The organism is Lentibacillus persicus (assembly GCF_900112705.1).
GTDB lineage: Bacteria > Bacillota > Bacilli > Bacillales > Amphibacillaceae > Lentibacillus > Lentibacillus persicus.
Map to the genome: position 1 here is coordinate 213735 of NZ_FOMR01000001.1, position 19765 is coordinate 233499.

The window sequence follows — 19765 nt, forward strand, 5'->3', positions numbered from 1 at the left end:
AAACTAATCGTTTGGAGTGAAAATCGTGCTATATACTGTGATTAAGAAAAACTTGTATCAGGACTCTGTCAGTCTGATGCTGTTAACCAATCACTTGTCTGCGGTAGATGGTGTCACTCAGGTGCAAGTTATGATGGGCACACCGGCTAACAAAGACATTTTCAAAAACTCCGGTTTGTATACCGAAGAACTGGAAGATGCAAACCCGAGTGATCTGTGCATCGTGGTTGATACCGAGGACGAAAGTGTTGTCGAAAATGTGGTGAACGAAACCGATTCATATTTGAACAGTCAAGCTGAAGCGTCTCAGGAAAGCACCATTAAAGTCGTCAGAACGTGGGAAATGGCTGAAAACAAATTGTCCAATGCGGATGTGGCGTTAATTTCGATTGCCGGTGAGCATGCAACGGCAGAAGCCAATAAAGCACTTGATCGCGGCCTGAACGTCTTTATGTTCAGTGACAACGTTCCGGTGGAAGATGAATTGCAGCTAAAAACACGCGCGCAGGAAGAAGGTCTGATCGTGATGGGACCGGACTGCGGCACCGGCATTTTAGATGGTGTGCCAATGGCATTCGCGAATGTGGTTGAAAAAGGAAACATCGGGATTGTCGGGGCATCCGGAACCGGCATTCAGGAAGTCTCATCGATTATCGGCAGAAACGGCAGCGGCGTATCACAGGCTATCGGTACCGGCGGCCGGGACTTGTCATCAGAAATCGGGGCGATCACAACGATTCGCGGTTTGAAATTGCTCGATCAGGATCCAGAAACAGATGTTATTACGTATATTTCAAAGCCACCCGCACCCGAAGTACGTGAAAAAGTGGTAGATGTTTTTAAAACATTGTCAAAACCGGTTGTTGCTATCTTTATGGGTGATAAGCCGCGTGAGGCACATGATAATGTTCACTATACATGGACGCTGGAAGACACGGCGCATAAAGCATTGGAACTGGCCAGTGCCAACAAAACGGCCGGCTACAATTTCGCTGGAGATGAAGACCTGCAGACTATCAAACAAAACAGCAAACAGCGCTATATCAAAGGCTATTTCTGCGGCGGTACATTAGCGAGCGAAGCAGCTATGATTGTTGAAGATGCGCTTGAGCTTGATGCCTCCCATGAACATCCTGAAGGCATGATGCTCCAGTATGAAGGTCATGAAGTCATTGACCTTGGTGATGATGCCTATACACAGGGACGCGCACATCCGATGATTGATCCGACCTTGCGCGTTGAAAAAGTGGAAGAAGCCGCAGCAGACGATGAAACAGCGGTTATATTGCTGGATAACGTTATCGGTTATGGAGCACATGAAGATATGGCGGGTGTATTTGCACCGGTTGTTGAAAAGGCAAAAGCACAAGCTGCCAGTGAAGGTAAAGCATTCGCAGCCATCGCTTCAGTCACCGGTACAGCAGAAGATCCGCAAGTATTTCAGGATCAAGTGGATAAACTGGAAGCTGCCGGTGTCATTGTGACCGACATGAAAGTGATTGGCCACACATCCGGTGCAGATACGGTGACAGGCATTTTGCTCGGCATCAAGGCAGGCACATGAATGGTGTTATGATACATTTGCAGCCTGCTGAGCACGCACTTATAGCTGGAGAAGGAGAAGAGTTAAATGAATGAGTTCTGGAAGTCAAGCAGTTGGATATCCGGCTTGCAATGGCTTTTTTTCATTTTCACGAATACAGTCGTTATACCGATCACAGTCGGAGCAGCGTTCGGATTGTCACAGGGGAGTATCGCAAGCATTTTGCAGCTGTCATTTATCGTGACAGGTATTGCCTGTATCGTTCAGGCACTTTTTGGTCATAAGCGAGCGCTGATGGAAGGCCAGTCCGGTTTATGGTGGGGCGTCATTTTGACACTTACCACTATTGCCGTGGCACAGGATATGCCTTTAGAAGTGCTGGGCGGCAGCCTTGCCATTGGGGTCATTCTTTCCGGTTTAATGACCATTGCCATCGGATTGACTGGCTTGGGTCCCATTCTTGCCAAGCTGTTTAAGCCTGCTGTGATGGGTGTGTTTATGTTTTTGTTTGGTGTTAAACTGATTGGCATATTTTTAAAAGGAATGCTTGGCATCCCTTTTGGAAATGAAGCACAATCAGCAACGATTGATTTATCGGTATCGCTTTTATCGATTATTATAGCGATTATTGTCATTGTTATCAGTATTAAAGCGCCGCCCGTTATTCGCCGTTACGCACTGTTGATTGGCATTGTCATTGGCTGGATTGCTTTCAACCTGACATTCGGCGGACAGCAAACCGTTGATCAATCAGAATCATCAGGCTTTACTTTGTTCCCGCTTGGTGAACCGACGTGGAATACCGGCGTGATTATAACCGCAATACTCGCCGGCCTGCTTAACACCGCGAATACATTCGGCGCCTTAAAAGGAACGGATGATATGTATAACGCTGAGACGACAAATGGTCAGTATCGTGCATCGTTTACGATCACGGGGATCTTTACAAGCATTTCAGGTGTGCTCGGTCTTGTTCCGTATGCACCATACGTTTCATCCATTGGCTTTTTGAGCCAGACAGGTATTATTAAACGTGTGCCATTCATCATCGGCGGCCTGATGTTTTTTGTCATGGGTGTTATCCCGCCGGTCGGACAATTCTTCTCGATGTTGCCGTTAAGTATCGGCAGCGCTGTTTTGTTTGTATCGTATTTACAGTTACTGAACTCGTCATGGAATTTCTTCTCGGGCGTGACATTTACGTCTTTAAATGTCTACCGGGCAGCCATTCCGTTGTTCGTGGGCATTATCATTATGACACTGCCGCCATCTTATTTTGAGACTATTCCCGGCACTGTCCGCCCGCTTTTAAGCAGTGGCTTGCTTGTCGGCATCATACTGGCGCTCTTTCTGGAAAATACGTTCAAATGGGACCGGGATACTGAGAAAAGCTGATTGTCTCCCGCGACTTACTTAAAAAGGGCAGCCGTTAAATCGGCTGCCCTTATTTATGCACAAAGTGGTGTGTTTTCATAGAAATAAGCGGAGGAGCGGGTGGTAATTTATTCCAATATTGTGAACTTCAGCTAAAAAATTGTGAACTTCAGCGGAAATTGTGACAACTTAAGCGGAAACATCCTGAACTTCAGCGGAATCTGTGACAACTTCAGCCAAAAGCGGTTCTGGCTGATGAAAAGTTGAATCACAAGCACTACCTGAAATCGTATACCAGTATGCGTTTCCCTGATGAGAGGCTGACTCTTTTATGGTCCCGGTGCAGTGAGCGAAAAAGGACCCAATTGGCCACTCAAACCTACTCCGCTGTATGCCGTCGTTCGATTTTGGTTTTTCCGTCAGGTAACGCGACTTCACTCATGTTATCCAGCTCACAGTTTTTCCTGGCATTGTTGCATTTCTCCTGCCACTGTCTGATTGTGACTTTCTCACCGGTCTTTTTGGCTTCCGCGATCTTAGCGTCTTTTTCTGCCTGTTCCTTCTCTCTTTTCTCCACTAACGGTTTTGCATAAGCGGCTGCCTGCTCGTATGTAAATTCCTCGCCAACTGCTTCAATGAATTCTTCATCAACCAACGTCTGCCACCCGCCTGCGGTTTTGGCAACACCCAATTCTTTCAATAACTCTGCTTCATGGCCGAAAATAACATAACCATTTAACAGCTTTCCACTGCGTTTATTCACTTTAATCGTTGTTGTGCCATTCATCAAGTCTTCTTTTCGCTTGGCATCCCGTTCGATTGCTTGTTGCTTAAATTTCTCTTCAATTTCATCGATGACCTTCAGCTCTTCATCTGTAATCTCTAATTCTTTCACCAGCATGCCCGCTATTTTGTAATATTTAAAGAATGTAATTATGTTGCGTTTCCGTGACAGGTCCCTGACGATGATGGTGTCATCAACTTCTTCCGTTTTGACGACATAATCATTTCTGGCATTTACAATCAAGTCGAAACTGACTTCCTGATCGTTTATTATGTTTTTGATGTGTAATGTATTTTCCATTTTTCTCACGACCTTTGGCGATTTTTATCTTATGACGTATTAAGCCTATTATAACAACGAATGTTAGTTGTGTGAAAAATGTTGAAAGCGATGCAGCGAGAATTTTCATAGAAATAAGCGGAGGGATGGGTGGGAATATATTCCAATATTGTGAACTTCGGTGGAATCATTGTGAACTTCGGGAAAAATTACGACAACTTCAGCGAAAACACCGTGAACTTCGGCGAAATCTGTGACAATTTCAGCGAAAATCGGTCGGCCGGGGCACAACTTATAATTTAAATATAAAAAACGAACGACAATGAAGGTTAGGGGAGTTTATTTTCGAAGCAGCGTCCCCCGATCCCTTTCTAATTATCGTTCGTTTTTTTATAATCCTAATCGTTTTAACTGTTAATCAAACGATTTAGCGCCTAAATATCGATCTTGCCAATAGTCGATGGACATGTCAGCCACTTCAACGCCGGTGCCTTCATTCCCTGCATGAATCATTTGGTCATTTCCGATGTAGATACCGCTGTGGGAAGCGCCCTCTTTATCATATGTTGCTTCAAAAAATACAACGTCACCCACACTAGGTGAATCAACATGTTGACCATCTGATGTCCACATATCAGCATGTTCTCTGCTCAGATCGATGCCATTCTGTTCAAATACATAGTTAATAAACCCGCTGCTGTCAAATCCTTCACTTGGCGTTTCGCCGCCAAATGTATAAGATTCTCCGATTAGGTTCTCTGCAGTAGACACTACATCAGAATCTGAAGGAGAACCAGACGACGTTGAATTCAGGTTCATCGTTTCGGGTTGTGTTTCAGTTTCGGACTTAGCTTCGGTTTGGTTTCCAGATGAAGATAAGGCTCCTTTTGTTTCGGGACCTACGATTCCATCAACTTTCAATCCATTGTCGGCCTGAAAATCCTCCACAGCATCTTTTGTGATCGGTCCGTAGATGCCGTCAAGATTATATGTATAATAACCTTGGGAAGCAAGCTCGGATTGAACTGACTCGACTGCTTCACCGCGGTCACCCTGGGTTAACAGTGATGGTTCTGATACTTCAATGGAAGAATCAGTATCCGACGAATTTACATTCGCTTTAGCTGATACATCCTCGCCGAACGCAGGTGTGAATGCCAGTGAAGCAAAAAGGGCGGTGGAAACAACGGACGTCTTAATCGGATGGTTAAGTTTCGTCATTCCGAAATCCTCCTACATAGTATTGTTAGTTTGAAGCATTCCCATGTGATTCCATTAAAACTATCAACACGTCTTCAAACTGCCACCCATTTTACCAGTTAAATGATACAAGCAGGTTTCACTCATTTTAAGCTGCAATTATAGTTGTTTTACATGACATTTGTTTTGTCTTTGTAAAGTCAGTATAAGAAAATTGTACAACGCAGCGGAATGAATGAATAAAAAGATTGCAAAAACCAATTGACAGAAGCGATCAATTACTTTAGTATAAATACAATTAATTTTATAAGAATACTTTCTTATCCAGAGAGGCGGAGGGGTATGGCCCGTTGAAGCCTCGGCAACAGACTCTGATAGCGGAATACTGTGCCAATTCCATCATGCGTAAGCCTGAAAGATAAGAAAGAGTGAATGGTGTCTATCAAAAACTCTTTTCTTTTTCAGGAAAAGAGTTTTTGTGTTTATACAAGATTTAGCAATGAATAATTGAATAATCTAAAAGCTTCTTATCCAGAGAGAGGGAGGGACTGACCCTGTGAACTCTCGGCAACCAGCCAGTGCTAAAATGCACATCCCGGCACGGTGCCAATTTCAGAGGTTTATTAATGATCCGAAGATAAGAAGGCTGTAGCAAACGTGTTTTGTGAACCCTTCTCTTATTTGGAGAAGGGTTTTTAACGTTGAAAGGAGGATTTGGAAACGGGTTGTTAATACTGGATACGGGTGCGAGAAAAAGCAGAGGTTTAAAAATTTAAGAGGAGGCGGGTACGATGAAAACTGTTTTATTGGATGGAATTAGAACACCTTTTGGCAAGTGGAAAGGAGCGCTTTCCAAGTTATCAGCTGTCGATTTGGGTGCAAGCGCAGTGACAGCATTATTACAGCGTTGTCCCGAAGTCAGAAAAGCAGACGGAGCCATCCTTGCTCAAGTCATCCAGGCCGGGACAGGGCAAAATCCCGCAAGGCAAGTTGCTTATCACGCTGGAATAGACCCGAGCACACCTGCGATTACGCTAAACAATGTATGTTTGGGAGGACTTGCCACGATTGCAGATGCTTCAAGGCGGGTCCAATTGAATGAAGGTAATTTATTTCTTGTTGGCGGATTTGACTCAATGACGAATGCCCCGCATACCGCAAATGTCCGGATGCAAAGCGGGGTTGGGGATACACAATTGAAGGATACATTGCAAAATGACGGGCTATGGTGCGCGTTAACGGATCAATCAATGGGCGTGCTCACTGACCACTATAACGCTATTTATGACATATCACGCAAAGAGCAGGACGAATATGCAGCACGATCCCAGCAACGGGCAGCTGATGCTCAGGCTGGCGGCAGACTATCAGATGAAATAACTGCTATAACCGATTTTTTAGAATCAGACGAAGGCATTCGTGTAAATACAACAGTTGATAAGCTGAGCAATCTTTCGCCCGCTTTTTCTTCTGAGGGGACGATCACAGCGGGGAATGCCTCGCAAATGACTGATGGCGCAAGCGTCGGAATTGTGACGTCGGAAGAACAGGCACAGAACTTAAACCAAACACCCCTGGCAGCGGTCATTGACTGGCAGGAAACGGCAGGTCCTGATGCCAGTTTGCAAACAAAACCGGCCAAGGCGATCAACAGTTTACTGGAAAGACAGCGTTTGTCTGTTGATGATATCGATTTGTTTGAAATCAACGAAGCTTTTTCCAGTGTTGTGATTGCCAGTTGCCGCGAGTTGGGTATTGGCTACGATCGTGTCAATGTCAACGGTGGAGCAATTGCAATTGGTCATCCATTAGGCGGCACCGGATTCCGGCTTGTGTTAACACTTGCCCATGAATTGAAGCGACGCGGTGGCGGAAAAGGCATCGCCGCTTTATGCGGTGGTGGCGGCCAGGGTTTCGCTATTTTAATAGAAGTACCGGCAACGAAAGGAGAATCAGTATGACAACACAACTAACACAGCAGCGTTCCAGGGTTCTTTGGGAGCCGGAACGGAAAGATATCGAACGGTCACATATTAATAAGTTTGCAGCATTTGCCAATCAGCCTCTTTTTCCTTATGAGCGGCTGCATCACTGGTCCGTTGCTCATTTAGATGAATTTTGGTCACACGTGTGGGATTACGCCGGGATTATTGGCAAAAAAGGCGAGCGCATCTACATACCATCGGACGCGATGCCCGATGTCCAGTGGTTTCCTGAGGCCGAATTGAATTTCGCTGAAAATTTATTAAGAGGTGCTGATGAGCGGGTCGTTGCCTATGAAGCCGATGAAGCGGGATTTAAACGTTCAATTCAGTTGAAAGAACTGAAACAGCTTGTCGCCCAGGCACAGGCAGGCCTGAAACAATTAGGTGTTGAAAAAGGTGACCGGGTTGCCGGGGTAACCATTAATAACATTCAAGGTCTCGCTGCATTAATTGCAACGGTTTCACTTGGTGCGGTATGGACGTCTTGTTCACCCGACTTTGGTGCCAAAGGCATGATTGACCGTATTGGACAAGCCCGTCCGAAAGTGCTGATTACGGTGCTTTCCTATCAATACAAACAAAAGCCGTTTAATATTACAGACAAAATCAAAGAAACAAGTGATGCGATCAGCAGTCTAACCGCTGTCGTCACACTGAACGGAAAGCTTGAGTCGGATAAGCTTGATACGCATACGTGGGAATCGTTATGTGATAAGCAGGCGAACGTACCTGAGTATACCCGAGTTCCGTTCCAACATCCGCTGTACATTTTATATACGTCCGGGACGACCGGTTTGCCAAAAGCTATTGTTCATTCGGTCGGCGGGACTTTACTTCAACATGTCAAAGAGCACCAGTTGCATTGTGATGTGCACAAAAACGATGTTCTTTTTTGGTATACCAATACTGCCTGGATGATGTATCCGTGGCTTGTGACGGGGCTGGCGAGTGAAGCGGCAATTTTGTTGTATGATGGCTCGCCCATACGAACAGACTGTATCACACACCTTTGGCAGATTGCCGACCAGATAGGTGTCACGCATTTTGGAACAAGCCCGAAATACCTGGATACACTGATGAAAAACAATGTGGAACTGCAGCACGAGTACCCGCTTAAAAAGCTTAAGAGCATTTTGTCCTGCGGGGCGCCATTAAGCGCTGAGCAATATGATTGGGTGTATCAAACAATTAAACAAGACATTGTCCTTGCTTCAATTTCCGGCGGCACTGAAATCATTGGCTGTTTCGTAATGGGCACGCCGGTTCACCCTGTTCGGAGAGGTGAAATTACGTGCAAAGCGCTGGGAATGGCTGTTGATGTTCTTGATGAAAGGGGAGCATCGGTTTATGCCGAAAAAGGTGATCTTGTTTGTACCCAGCCAGCACCGAGCATGCCCATTACGTTTTACGGAAAAGACGGCGATGAACGTTATCGGAAAACGTACTTTTCAAAGTGGCCAGGGATTTGGACGCACGGTGACTTTGTGGAACAGACAGTTGATGACACGTTTATTATTTATGGGCGGTCAGATACGACGTTAAATCCCGGCGGTGTTCGAATAGGGACAGCGGAAATTTATAACGTCGTCGAGCAGTTTGCACACGTGAAGGATTCGATTGTCTTTGGGCTGCCTGTGGATAATGACGAAGATATCGTGCTATGTCTTGTGGCTGATCAACAAGATAAGCTGTTAATCAAAGAGATTCGCCGGCAAATTCGGGCGCATGCATCGCCACGACACGTACCAAAACGGATTTATTTTGTCGACGACATCCCGTATACGATTAATGGAAAAAAGGTGGAAGCTGCTGCGAAAAAGGAAGCGCTGGGAAACGAAGTGAAAAATAAAGCATCGCTAAGTAACCCAAATAGTTTAGCGGCTTTTACCAGATTAATAGAAAGGACGTATGACTAATGTCGCACAAACCTCACGGAGCAATTATTGGCATCGGAGAACTGAAACCGGAACGCTATTCGCAAGGGAAGACAACGCTGAGTTTAATCGCGGATTCAGTGCGGGAGGCAATTAGCGATGCGGGTATTTCCAAAGATGTGATTGACGGATTGCTTGTTGGTCCACAGGTTGGCGAGACGCCTCAGCACGTTCCGGCAACTGTATCGGAATATTTAGGCATCAATCCGACAATGTCAAATACGGTCGACCTTGGTGGAGCAACGGGACCGGGAATGATTTGGCGGGCAGCCGCTGCCATTAAAATGGAAATGTGTGAAACCGTCGTATGCGTATTAGCAAACAAAAATGAAAAAGGTGAAACATTGCGTTCACCAAACCGCAATCCAATCCGGGAATTCGATGTACCATTCGGTGCTTTAGGTGCCAATACGTCTTATGCATTATTGAAGCGGCAGCACATGGAAAAGCACGGCTCGTCACAAGAACAATTCGCCAAAATTGCTTATTGGTCAAGAAAAAATGCCCAGTTCAATCCGAACGCAATATTTTACGGGAAGTCATTGGAACTGGATGACATTCTGACATCACCATTGATTGCTGATCCGCTTCATCTATTGGAAATCGTGATGCCGGTTGCTGGTGGGGCGGCAGTAATTGTTACGTCTGAAGACCGTGCGGGACAAGGGAAGCACAAACCCGTCTATCTGAAAGGAGCAGGCGAAAAAATCACCCATCGTGCAGTAAGCCAGGCACCGGACATTGATGATTTGCCATTTCAATATTCGATCCCGTCTGCGCTTAAGCAGGCGGAAATTGCTATCCATGATGTTGATTTATTGTCGCTTTATGACTGTTATACGAGCGTTGTTGCCACACAATTGGAAAGCACCGGTCTTTGCGGGCCGGGTGAATTCGGCCGTTTTATTGACAATCACAGCTTTGGTCATGATGGCGATTATCCGCTGAACACGCACGGCGGTCAGCTGGGATTTGGGCAGGCCGATTTAGCCGGTGGCATGTCACATGTGATTGAAGCTGTCCATCAATTGCGCGGTAATGCCGGAGAACGTCAAATACCAAGTGCCCGGCATGCACTTGTTACGGGTAATGGGGCAACTTTAAGCGAAACGACAGCACTTGTATTAGGAGGCGTATCATGAGTATTTCCTTACCGAAACCGCTCAGGACATCAATAAGTAAGCCATTTTGGGACAACATTGCTGAAGGGCGGTTTTCACTCCAGTTTTGTGATGATTGCAGCCGGGCGATCTTCTATCCGAGGGCGCATTGTCCGTTCTGTTTTAGTAATCAATTGACCTGGAAAGAAGCATCTGGTCAGGGCAAGTTGCAAACATGGAGTATCATTTACCGGACAGATCATCCTGCCTGGCAGGAGAAAACCCCGTATGTCGTTGGTGTCGTGGAGCTGACAGAGGGGCCTTCAATGTTAACACATTTGTTGATAGAGCCAAGCGAGGTCTTTTATCAAATGGATGTTTCGGTCTGCTTTATAACCATTGAAGACGAGGTACTGCCTTTTTTCAAGGCAAAAGGAGATGACACCCCATGGTTCTGACTTACTTTCTTTTGGTCGTTGCATGCTGGATAATCGGTTTTGTTTTATGGAAAAAAATTTATGCCAGCAGAAAGGAGAAGCCTTAAAGTATGCTAACTAACTCAAGTGTGGTGTTATGGACGGTTGTTCTGCTATTAGTTATTTATTTTGCTTTTGTTACGTGGATTGGCAAGCGGGGAAGTGCGCACAGTCACTCAATGAATGGCTTTGCGACAGCCCGGGGAAAGGTGAGTCCGGTGCTTGTTGGAGCGAGTTTCGCTACTTCCTACGCCAGTGCGAATCTGTTCATTGGTGTACCAGGGCTTGCTTATGAATATGGAACTTCAGTCCTGTGGTACACACTTGGTTGCTTCGGCGTTTCCTGGATTGGCTTATTACTGTTTGCCAAAGCTTTTTGGCGTTACGGCAAAAAACTCGGCCGTGTATCGACATTGCCTGAATGGCTGGGGAGGCGTTACAATTCAAAAACGTTACAAGTCCTTGTGACGGTATTGATTCTATTTAATGTATATTATATTGTCGGTCAAAATGTAGGGCTTGCCACAATCTTTGAAACGGTCATCGGTATTCCGTACGAATGGGGGATTGTAATTGGTGTGACGATTACGATTCTTTATATTGGACTTGGCGGCGCTTTCGCTCAAATGGTTACGGATGGCCTTCAAGGAATTTTAATGGCAGTTACATCCGTTTTAATTATGGTTTCATTGTTTTGGACAATCGGGGGCGGATTTAATGTCTTCGGCGTTTTGACCACGCAATTAGAAGCGATTGACCCGGGTTTAACCGGCGCCGTAGGTACTGATGGCCCATATAATAGTGTGCTTGCGATTATGGCTGTTCAGTTTATGTTATTCAGTTTTGTATTAATGCCTCACTTATTAAACAAAGTTTTATCAATTGAAACGGAAGAAGAGCTTGCGCCGTTTACGATGTCTGCTGGAATTATTTTGTGTATCATTTCAATATTAATGGTGCTTGGTGGACTTGCAGCACGTGTGCTCTTCCCGGCATTGGAAAGTGCTGATTCCGCGATACCGGTGTACGTTATTGAAGCCTTTCCCGGTGTGATTGCAGCGATAATGATTGTCGGAATTATTTCAGCCATCTTATCAAGCACAGACAGTTTGTACCTCGGAGTTACAACCAGTATTGGAAATGATTTTTATCGGGTAGTGGCACCCCTTTTTATGAAAAACATATCAGATGCCGAACTGGACCAAAAATCTGTGAAAGTAGCGAAAGGTGCCTTGATTGTTGTTGGGCTGGTGTCACTCTATTTTTCATTAGAGCGCCCGGAATCATTGTCGATTTTAATTCAATTTAGCTTTTCAGCGATTATCTCCGGAATCATTGCCCCGATTACGCTGGGTTATTTCTGGAAATATGCCAACAATTACGGCGCCATCGCTTCATTAATGACAGGGACAACCCTTTATGTCGTGTTCACCTCGTTTAATATAGTTGAGAATATTTATTTGGCAATGTTTTTCAGCTCGCTCGCCGGGTTTGCTATTATGGGAGCTATTAGTGCCCTTACATCGAAAGGGAGCGATCAAGATCTCCTGTTAAGAAAATCAGGTTAACAAGCGCATTAAGCGATAGTACGCAGGGTTTGTGTGAAAGAAATCGTCTATTTACTCCACGGGGCGATGAATCTATGGTAATTTATTCCAAATATGTGAACATCAGCGAAATCTTAGTGAACATCAGCGGAAATTGCGCCAACTTGAGCGAAAATACCACGAACTTGAGCGGAATGGGTCACAATTTGAGCCAAATAGGGTTCTGGCTGAAAAAAAGTTGGGATTGCTATCACGATAAAAATAAAAAACAGAGTGTACCGGCAAGCTTTTTAAAGTAATCACGCATATTCAGCCACTTTCCGGTTGCACAGAATTGTATAAAATAACTCCAATAGCAATGCCGCTCGGAATATACTCCGGCGGCATTTTTTTGTGCGTTATTATTTACTGGGTAAAAACGATTTTAAAAACATGTTATAATTAAACCGAACATGCCAAAAAACTTTCTTGCCTTTAAATGGCATGAAGCCAGTTCTTAAAACACTTCCAAATCCTCTTTGTAATACAGCCCACTAGATGGAAGGCATCATCCCATTTCCACCTTGCGTCAGCCTGTCTTAATAGTCGTATGGAGATATTGAATTGATACAGCAACGTTTGTTTTAAAGAGGAGCTGAGAGTGCATTGGGTGAAAATTTTAAAATGAAAAACACAATAATAAGAATTACTGCAGTGTTGGTTTTAGGTATCATCATTTGGAATTTTATAACCTACCTTAGCGATACGTTTATGGGGCAAGACTATAGCTCTCTTAAACACTTTATAATTGCTCTGACCACAACTGCTTTAACAGTTATACTTATACAAGTGGCGTTGAAAATTGACAAGACTTCATGGAACCGGCTTGGGCAATCAACTGTTAAAAAAAATATCTTTTCATTTCTTATTGGTTTTTTTCTTTGGACAATACCTGCATCTATTGGTATATATATCTGTTTAATGCTTGGATGGGTTGAAATAAACGTTTATACAGATTTTAGTTACCTATTGTTGAGTATTTTGATTTTATCCGTGACTGTATTTTTTATAGAAGCATTGCCTGAAGAACTTATTTTTAGGGGATATATATACAGTTACTTAAATGCGTTATTTCCCCATTGGGGTACTATTATTTTACAAGCTTTGTTGTTCTCATTATTTGCCTATTTTATAGGGGCAATCTATTCAGTTGAACAGCTTCAATTTATCCCTGGTTTTGCAATAATCTTAGGTGTGTTTAGAGCGATATCGGGAAGTCTGTGGACATCAATTGGATTTCATGTTGCAATTATGACGGCAACACAAATTTTAGGACCTGTTCATGGACACTTTGATGTAAGTGGAATGGTCACACTTCAATTTTTTTCATTTATTTTGCTGCCAAGTACTGTTGGAGCGACTGTATTGTCATTTATTTATTCAAACTACAATTGGAGGAGAAAAGTACCTTTACATTAAATCAAGTAAAAAGGTTTGTATTCAAAGCATGGTGTATGTCAACAAAGTCGCTTTTGTCATAGGTTGTTATAGGCAACTTTTTATGACAAGGTGATGATAATCAGACATACTTCAATATTTTATGTAGCCTTATTTTGTGCCGCATTGTGGCTTGTTGTTTGTATATGGCTTTCTCTAGCTTGGATTGATGACTTGAGTAGATTTATGCCATTACCTATGGCTGTTCTTTGCGTTTTTGGTGTTGCCCTTTTTCCGGGATTTCTGAATATGTTTTTATTATTCACATTATGGTTAGGGAGATGGGATATTTCAATACCAAAAGCTAAATTGCCAAACATTTCGATTCTTATTGCCTGTTATAATGAAGAAAACTCAATTGAAAGAACAATCTGTAATATTTTGGCCACATGCTATCCCAGTCATATCGAATTATTGGTAATTGATGATGGATCGAATGATGACACTTATCTTACCTTAAAAAGTTTACAAGAAGAATTTAGGGATTACCCCCCACACTCTCCGTATTTTCCAACATAAGACGAATCAAGGGAAAAGTAATGCTTTAAATACAGGGCTGGGTTATGCAAGTTATGAATATCTTGTAACCGTTGATGCCGACACTTTGCTCCATTCAAAAGCCTTACGCAATATCATGAGTCGTTTCAGGAAAGAAGAAAGAGATAAAAAGGTTGGAGCTGTTGCCGGGTCAATCATGATAAGTAATACGAAACAAAGTTGGCTAACGCGATTACAAACGTGGGATTACTTCTTGGGTATCGCCGCACTAAAGAGGCAGCAAGGAATCTATGAAAGTACACTAGTGGCTCAAGGAGCATTTAGTGCCATGCGAAAAGAAGTGATTACTGAGTTAGGAGGCTGGCAATCGGTTGTTGGCGAAGACATTGTATTAACTTGGGGCATGTTGCGTCAAAACTACCGTGTCTTTTTTGAGTCAACCGCATTGGCGTATACGCAAGCACCTGTTTCATTATATGCTTTTTTTCGGCAGAGAAAGCGATGGGCGAGAGGAATGATCGAGGCTTTTCGTACTTATCCCAATATTTTATTTCGGTGTAAAGATCATCAAACTTGAATAGTGATTGGAATGAACCTATTTTTTCCGATCATTGATTTCTCCTTAGTGTTCTTTTTTATCCCAGGTTTATTTCTCGCCTTTTTTGGTGTTTATCTCATTGTTGGGCTAATGACCTTATTTATTCTGCCTTTAATATTTATGATGACTCTGACTTCATATATGGCTCAGCGAAAGACGTACCGGTTTCTTCGGCAGAAATGCCCTCGTATAATATGGAGTTATGTGTTTTATGCGTTGACATATTCGTTAATTCAAGCCCCCAATAGTTTGTTCGGCTATATTGAAGAAATCCTGTCTTTGAAGAAAAGATGGTAAGATTAGTATAAACGTCAATACGGTGCCGGATATAAATTTAAATTCAAAGGATGTGCAATAAATGGATGGGATGAACGATCAATTGGAAGAATTCACCAAAGTGCATGATGAATTTATTACTGAATGGAACGAAGTTATGCGTTCAGGCGATACATCTTCAATAGAAAGGATGACTGATGGCTATTATGTAGCATTTTTTAAAGGGATAAATGACAAACCGATTATTTTTAACCGGCAAGAGGCGATAACCGGGATGAAGCAATCTGTTAAGCAATTATTAGGTGCTACGAAGAAATTTGAAAACAGGATAATTCGGTTAAAGGATGAAGCGAATGCTGTAGTGTTTTATGAACAGCTGATTATGAAAAATGCAGAATTACTTGCAAGATTATTCACGATCGAAAACTGGCAACTGAGCAATGGAAAATGGATGATCGTACGAGAAACAGAAGAATCAATTAATTAATTTCAGTCGCAACTTGTTCAATGATAGGACAAACTTCCAAGAAAGAAAGGTGTATTTTTTATGTTGTTATCAACTATAGGCGGTTTAAATACGAGCGATATGATTATCCAAATAGTTTTCTTCTTGTTTGTTATTGCGGTTATTATAGGGGGGAAGCAATATGCGTTTATTTACTGATAAAAAGGTCGTTACACCCAAGAGCCCTCAACATCTCGCCATCATTCTTTCCCAGCTTAGAAAAACACAAGAAAATATACAAAAAGATAAGAGAGAATATTATGATGAGGAAGCAGATAAGCGAAAGATCGAGCAATACTATAAAAACATCGACTTTGGAAATGTCAGTGATAGTGAGTTGGCTCGAACATTGAAGAAGCTTCTTCGGGACACTCATATGAACAAGGTGAGTTACGACCCGAGTGAGTATGTTTACCCCTGGGTTGATTTACGTCCTGATGGTAACCTTGCGAGTATTTATTCAGGCAAAAGAAGAAAAGTGGAAGAAGTGATCAAAGAGGACTATGCCATTTCTATCAAACGAAAAGAAGAGCTTGAAAAGATAACTGATAAAGACCGCTATTTGATAGATGATAGATTGGCACACATTGAAAATAATTTCAAATTTAATTGCGAGCATTCCGTCCCACAGTCCTGGTTCAGCAGACAAGAGCCAATGCGGGGAGACCTCCATCACTTATTCACCTGTGAACCTGTTTGTAATTCCATAAGAAGCAATTATCCATACCATGACTTCAAGGGTTACAAACCGGAAGAGATAAGTTCAAAGCGAATAGAGGAGACATGCGGAAAGGCAGATGAAGGATTATTCGAACCAGAAAGTGGCAAAGGAGCAGTAGCAAGAGCGATGTTATATTTTTTAATCAGGTATCCTGATGAGATTGAATCATCCTATAGGAAAGGTATTGACACGGCTTTATTATTGGATTGGCATCAGAACTTTCCACCTGATCTTTATGAAAAGCACCGCAACCTGGCTATTTACGAAATTCAAGGAAACCGGAACCCATTCATCGATTATCCAAAAGAAATGATGAAATGCTTTTAACATAAATGACATGGTCATTCCTGGCCTATACAATAAGCTCAAAACTTCCTTGAGATAAGTTGAATAAAACCGGGGTTACATGCGATTGGAAGTTTTTTAATAGAAATTATAGTTAATTAATCCTATCCATTTACCACATTAAATCCCTTGTAAGGCCTTTGACACAAGTGCTTTGGATTCATTTTCCATTTTTTTAAAGGAGTTTCATTATTAGAAATAGAATGAATCAAACAAGCATTTAAATCAATGGAGGGATTTTTGTATGAAGAAAAGGAAGAAACTGGCATTAACGTGCAGTGCCGTGCTGCTCAGTGCAGGGATGCTTGTACCAACGTATGACGCCCCGGTTAAGGCTAAACCAAACCCTGTCACGATGAACCAGCCTCCCGTATCGGGTTTTATTAGTCACGATGAATTAACCAGAGCATTAAATCAAGTTGAAAGAACCAGCCAGGGAAATGTCGATGTGGAAGTGGTCGGCTATTCGAATCAAGGTCGTGAAATTCATAAGGCGACGATTGGTTCAGGGGATAAGGTTGTCTTAATTCAAAGTGAAATTCACGGCAACGAGAAAGTGGGTACCAAAGCATTGCTGGAAATGATTAAAAAAATCGGATCCAATAATTCGCCTGAAATGCGACAGCTCAGGGAAGAATTAACGATTGTCGCCATGCCTATGATTAATCCGGATGCAACCGAATTAAATCGACGCGGAACTGAAATGACATGGGATGAAGTGACGAACGAATTTCCGCAGTTGGAAGGGGTTGAACCATCATGGAATTATTACACCTACCAAAACCAATATTGGGATTATGCATCCAACCCGGGATTCGACATGAATCGGGACTTCAATCCTGACCTGGATTACACACCGCAGCCGGCTGATTTCCCGGGTTCCTCTTCCGAACCGGGATGGTATATTACACCTGAAGCACAGACAGTTCGTGATGTTTATAAAGGCTTGCAGAATCAATTTGATACTGTAGATGTTTTTATTGACTTGCACCATCAGGGAGAATATGTCATTGAAGGAACAGAAGAGCCGGTAACATTCTCATTGTCCGGTGTTTTCGTACCACATCCGGACACTGAAGAGGGAGAAAAATATAGTGAATATGCTGACCAATATAATCTCGAATATTCCAAGCAGTTAAACTTGGCAGCCTATGACGCCGTACAGCAAATGGGTAATTCACCATTTGGTAATATCTCGCTATACCCGCAAGATTTGGATTTACCCGGAACAGCACTAGGCTCATTTGCACTCAATGGCAGTGGCTCTGTTTTATTTGAAATCACGGGCCAAACCCAGAGTTTTGGTCAAAAGAAGATGGGACAGCTGAGAAGGGCAGTCGAAACGGGCGTATTCGGCATATTAAATGGCGTTGCAACTGGAGAGGTATCTGATTTGGATGCTGAAAGGTATAATGACATACCGGAAACGGAAAGATAAGTAAGCTGTTAGATCAATAACCCTGCGCCATGTATAAGTGGTGCAGGTTATTTTATATAAGTGGTATTAACTGTGATCGAAGGGCTTTGCAACCCAAAAGTGAAATGTTTATGGGTGTACTTATTCCCCGTTATGGCGGGGAGTGACAGGCACCCTGGTTCAAGTTTGACAGGGGAACAAGACAGCTTTGTTAGTCTTCCTTCCCTGCTTCTCGCATATAGTTTTATAAGAAAAAGTCAAACACAAGCAATATGGTGGCTAAAAATCAGTACGCCGGTTCATGTTTGGCTTTTCTATTACTGGATATAATGATTAATGATTTTATATAAATCATTAATTAATTAAATTGACTTTTTGTTAAAAATAAAGCTATAATGGAGGTGAGAGAGGTGAGAATGATGACTGCGACGATATTTGAAGAAACAGAAAAAGACATTGAAAATGCTTACAAATTACAAAGTAAACCAAAGATTGAAAAAGAGACAAGTTATGTATTGAGTCAAATTATTGTCATCATGTTAGGGACTTTTAAGGATCGCTTAAGGGAAATCACCTTTGATACACCCCACCTTCAATTCAATGAACAATACATTTTATCGGACAAAAACCGTCTGGCGTTATTGGAGTGGTTAAAACGTCTCATGTTGCTTGGTAAGCCAACCAGTGATTTGGAATTTGGAAAGCTCAAGTTGGATTTAGAGGATTGGTATTATCAAATTAGTGGTAAAGATATCGTTTTCGAGTATAGGGAAGACTATTTAATCAAACCAAAACAAGCAGCCAAGCTTCTGGGCATATCGAATGTGACACTGAACAATTATATGAAACAGGGCCTGGAACATATAGATACGTCTTCTCATAATAAAATACCAAAACATGCGGTAGATCTTTGGAAGGACCCAGTGTACTGTATTAAGATGCAATACCTTTATCAAGAGAAGAAGCGATTACGTCAAACACCTGAAGAACGTTTGAGTGAAGTTTATGAAGAACTGATGCAATACAAAAAGAAATACAAGACGCCTTACATTGAAAAAGCCTTTGAAGGGATAGACATTGATGCGATGGATGATCCATCTGATTATTATGAATGGCGGGAACTCCTTGAAGAGGAAGAGCAGATAACCAATCAAATTATAGGAGAAGGAAATTGATTAGAGAGACGAAAAAATTCCTTCTCCCTGCTGACATCCCGGAGATATTAAGAAAATATGGTGATTTATTCTGTAATTATACGCAATTGGCACCAAAGGATTCGATATATGGTAATTATAAACGAACCAATCATAAGTTGTCGGTACTGTTTCCACTAATAAAACATCCTGTGCACGGGAAGACAGGATTGCATGCAATTGAAAAATATGAAGATGGCTTTGTCATCGAGTACCATTACCAATGGAAAATTATCATCCCAAAAAAAGGAAAACTGTATAATCATATTTCGGCTTGGGAAAATGAGCCACACGATGAATCATGGACCCCAAGAGAATACAAAATTAAGTCAGAACCTCACCACCATCATCATGTACCCGGTGACAAGGGCAAGCGAAAGGAAAATTGGGACATCTTAACTTTAGATGATGCTTTTTCTTTCGTTGCTCATTACATACGCAGCGGTGAAGAATATCAGCCATAGAGGGCTCCTGCTTGCGAAGGAGTCTCTTTTCATTAATCAATAAAGATGTA

Annotated in this window: 17 protein-coding genes and 2 riboswitches; of the genes, 15 read left to right on the forward strand and 2 right to left on the reverse strand. The window is 42.5% G+C overall.

All coding sequences use genetic code 11. The features are described 5' to 3' along the window. Window positions 1–25: 25 nt before the first annotated feature. Both fdrA and BMZ22_RS01145 read left to right on the forward strand, forming a co-directional pair. Entirely contained in the window at window positions 26–1564 is a 1539-nt protein-coding gene (gene fdrA / locus BMZ22_RS01140; RefSeq protein ID WP_245745112.1) for an acyl-CoA synthetase FdrA, read from the forward strand. Between the two features lie 66 nt (window positions 1565–1630). Then, window positions 1631–2938, forward strand: a complete 1308-nt coding sequence (locus BMZ22_RS01145) for a uracil/xanthine transporter (protein WP_090080171.1) — start codon at window positions 1631–1633, stop codon at window positions 2936–2938. Window positions 2939–3296: 358 nt separating this feature from the next. Here BMZ22_RS01145 and BMZ22_RS01150 read toward each other — a convergent pair whose 3' ends face one another. Continuing rightward, window positions 3297–4001, reverse strand: coding sequence for a hypothetical protein (locus BMZ22_RS01150; RefSeq protein ID WP_090080174.1), 705 nt, complete (start codon window positions 3999–4001; stop codon window positions 3297–3299). 393 nt (window positions 4002–4394) lie between these two features. Then, window positions 4395–5201 carry a C40 family peptidase gene (locus tag BMZ22_RS17325; protein ID WP_090080177.1) on the reverse strand — a complete coding sequence of 269 codons (807 nt, stop codon included), beginning with the start codon at window positions 5199–5201 and terminating at the stop codon, window positions 4395–4397. 296 nt (window positions 5202–5497) lie between these two features. Continuing rightward, window positions 5498–5605: riboswitch (SAM riboswitch) on the forward strand. A 99-nt stretch (window positions 5606–5704) separates the two neighbouring features. After that, window positions 5705–5824: riboswitch (SAM riboswitch) on the forward strand. 147 nt (window positions 5825–5971) lie between these two features. Here BMZ22_RS17325 and BMZ22_RS01160 point away from each other — a divergent pair. The 13 genes from BMZ22_RS01160 (at window position 5972) to BMZ22_RS01220 (ending at window position 19715) form a co-directional block, all read left to right on the forward strand. Continuing rightward, a complete protein-coding gene (locus tag BMZ22_RS01160; protein WP_090080180.1) occupies window positions 5972–7141 on the forward strand; it encodes a thiolase family protein in 1170 nt (389 codons plus the stop codon). After that, window positions 7138–9081: an acetoacetate--CoA ligase gene (locus tag BMZ22_RS01165; protein WP_090080183.1), complete on the forward strand. Its 1944-nt coding sequence runs from the start codon at window positions 7138–7140 to the stop codon at window positions 9079–9081. Before BMZ22_RS01160 ends, BMZ22_RS01165 begins: the two co-directional genes overlap by 4 nt. Further along, the gene (locus BMZ22_RS01170) at window positions 9081–10241 is read left to right on the forward strand and encodes a thiolase family protein (RefSeq protein ID WP_090080187.1); all 1161 of its coding nucleotides are present in this window, start codon (window positions 9081–9083) and stop codon (window positions 10239–10241) included. Before BMZ22_RS01165 ends, BMZ22_RS01170 begins: the two co-directional genes overlap by 1 nt. Next, the gene (locus BMZ22_RS01175) at window positions 10238–10657 is read left to right on the forward strand and encodes a Zn-ribbon domain-containing OB-fold protein (RefSeq protein ID WP_090080190.1); all 420 of its coding nucleotides are present in this window, start codon (window positions 10238–10240) and stop codon (window positions 10655–10657) included. Before BMZ22_RS01170 ends, BMZ22_RS01175 begins: the two co-directional genes overlap by 4 nt. Window positions 10658–10746: 89 nt before the next feature. Further along, complete coding sequence (locus tag BMZ22_RS01180) at window positions 10747–12243, forward strand: sodium:solute symporter family protein (RefSeq protein WP_090080192.1); 1497 nt, start codon at window positions 10747–10749, stop codon at window positions 12241–12243. 624 nt (window positions 12244–12867) lie between these two features. After that, window positions 12868–13680, forward strand: coding sequence for a CPBP family intramembrane glutamic endopeptidase (locus tag BMZ22_RS01185; protein WP_090080195.1), 813 nt, complete (start codon window positions 12868–12870; stop codon window positions 13678–13680). 93 nt (window positions 13681–13773) lie between these two features. After that, window positions 13774–14217, forward strand: coding sequence for a glycosyltransferase (locus tag BMZ22_RS17330; RefSeq protein ID WP_090080197.1), 444 nt, complete (start codon window positions 13774–13776; stop codon window positions 14215–14217). Next, a complete protein-coding gene (locus tag BMZ22_RS01195; RefSeq protein ID WP_281242064.1) occupies window positions 14204–14773 on the forward strand; it encodes a glycosyltransferase family 2 protein in 570 nt (189 codons plus the stop codon). Before BMZ22_RS17330 ends, BMZ22_RS01195 begins: the two co-directional genes overlap by 14 nt. A 379-nt stretch (window positions 14774–15152) precedes the next feature. Next, window positions 15153–15557, forward strand: a complete 405-nt coding sequence (locus BMZ22_RS01200; RefSeq protein ID WP_090080201.1) for a hypothetical protein — start codon at window positions 15153–15155, stop codon at window positions 15555–15557. Window positions 15558–15717: 160 nt separating this feature from the next. Continuing rightward, window positions 15718–16623 carry an endonuclease I family protein gene (locus BMZ22_RS01205; protein WP_090080204.1) on the forward strand — a complete coding sequence of 302 codons (906 nt, stop codon included), beginning with the start codon at window positions 15718–15720 and terminating at the stop codon, window positions 16621–16623. A 262-nt stretch (window positions 16624–16885) separates the two neighbouring features. Continuing rightward, a complete protein-coding gene (locus tag BMZ22_RS01210) occupies window positions 16886–18079 on the forward strand; it encodes a M14 family zinc carboxypeptidase (RefSeq protein ID WP_090080206.1) in 1194 nt (397 codons plus the stop codon). A 398-nt stretch (window positions 18080–18477) separates the two neighbouring features. Further along, the gene (locus BMZ22_RS01215; protein WP_090080610.1) at window positions 18478–19233 is read left to right on the forward strand and encodes a hypothetical protein; all 756 of its coding nucleotides are present in this window, start codon (window positions 18478–18480) and stop codon (window positions 19231–19233) included. Then, a complete protein-coding gene (locus tag BMZ22_RS01220) occupies window positions 19230–19715 on the forward strand; it encodes a DUF6516 family protein (protein ID WP_090080209.1) in 486 nt (161 codons plus the stop codon). The genes BMZ22_RS01215 and BMZ22_RS01220 overlap by 4 nt, the downstream gene beginning before the upstream one ends. The last annotated feature ends 50 nt before the right edge of the window (window positions 19716–19765 follow it).

Bases quoted from the DNA above. Each gene is read 5' to 3' on its own strand.
- BMZ22_RS01145 (WP_090080171.1), top strand. From the start codon at position 1,631: ATGAATGAGTTCTGGAAGTCAAGCAGTTGGATATCCGGCTTGCAATGG.
- BMZ22_RS01150 (WP_090080174.1), bottom strand. From the start codon at position 4,001: ATGGAAAATACATTACACATCAAAAACATAATAAACGATCAGGAAGTC.
- BMZ22_RS17325 (WP_090080177.1), bottom strand. From the start codon at position 5,201: ATGACGAAACTTAACCATCCGATTAAGACGTCCGTTGTTTCCACCGCC.
- BMZ22_RS01160 (WP_090080180.1), top strand. From the start codon at position 5,972: ATGAAAACTGTTTTATTGGATGGAATTAGAACACCTTTTGGCAAGTGG.
- BMZ22_RS01165 (WP_090080183.1), top strand. From the start codon at position 7,138: ATGACAACACAACTAACACAGCAGCGTTCCAGGGTTCTTTGGGAGCCG.
- BMZ22_RS01170 (WP_090080187.1), top strand. From the start codon at position 9,081: ATGTCGCACAAACCTCACGGAGCAATTATTGGCATCGGAGAACTGAAA.
- BMZ22_RS01175 (WP_090080190.1), top strand. From the start codon at position 10,238: ATGAGTATTTCCTTACCGAAACCGCTCAGGACATCAATAAGTAAGCCA.
- BMZ22_RS01180 (WP_090080192.1), top strand. From the start codon at position 10,747: ATGCTAACTAACTCAAGTGTGGTGTTATGGACGGTTGTTCTGCTATTA.
- BMZ22_RS17330 (WP_090080197.1), top strand. From the start codon at position 13,774: ATGATAATCAGACATACTTCAATATTTTATGTAGCCTTATTTTGTGCC.
- BMZ22_RS01200 (WP_090080201.1), top strand. From the start codon at position 15,153: ATGGATGGGATGAACGATCAATTGGAAGAATTCACCAAAGTGCATGAT.
- BMZ22_RS01205 (WP_090080204.1), top strand. From the start codon at position 15,718: ATGCGTTTATTTACTGATAAAAAGGTCGTTACACCCAAGAGCCCTCAA.
- BMZ22_RS01210 (WP_090080206.1), top strand. From the start codon at position 16,886: ATGAAGAAAAGGAAGAAACTGGCATTAACGTGCAGTGCCGTGCTGCTC.
- BMZ22_RS01215 (WP_090080610.1), top strand. From the start codon at position 18,478: ATGACTGCGACGATATTTGAAGAAACAGAAAAAGACATTGAAAATGCT.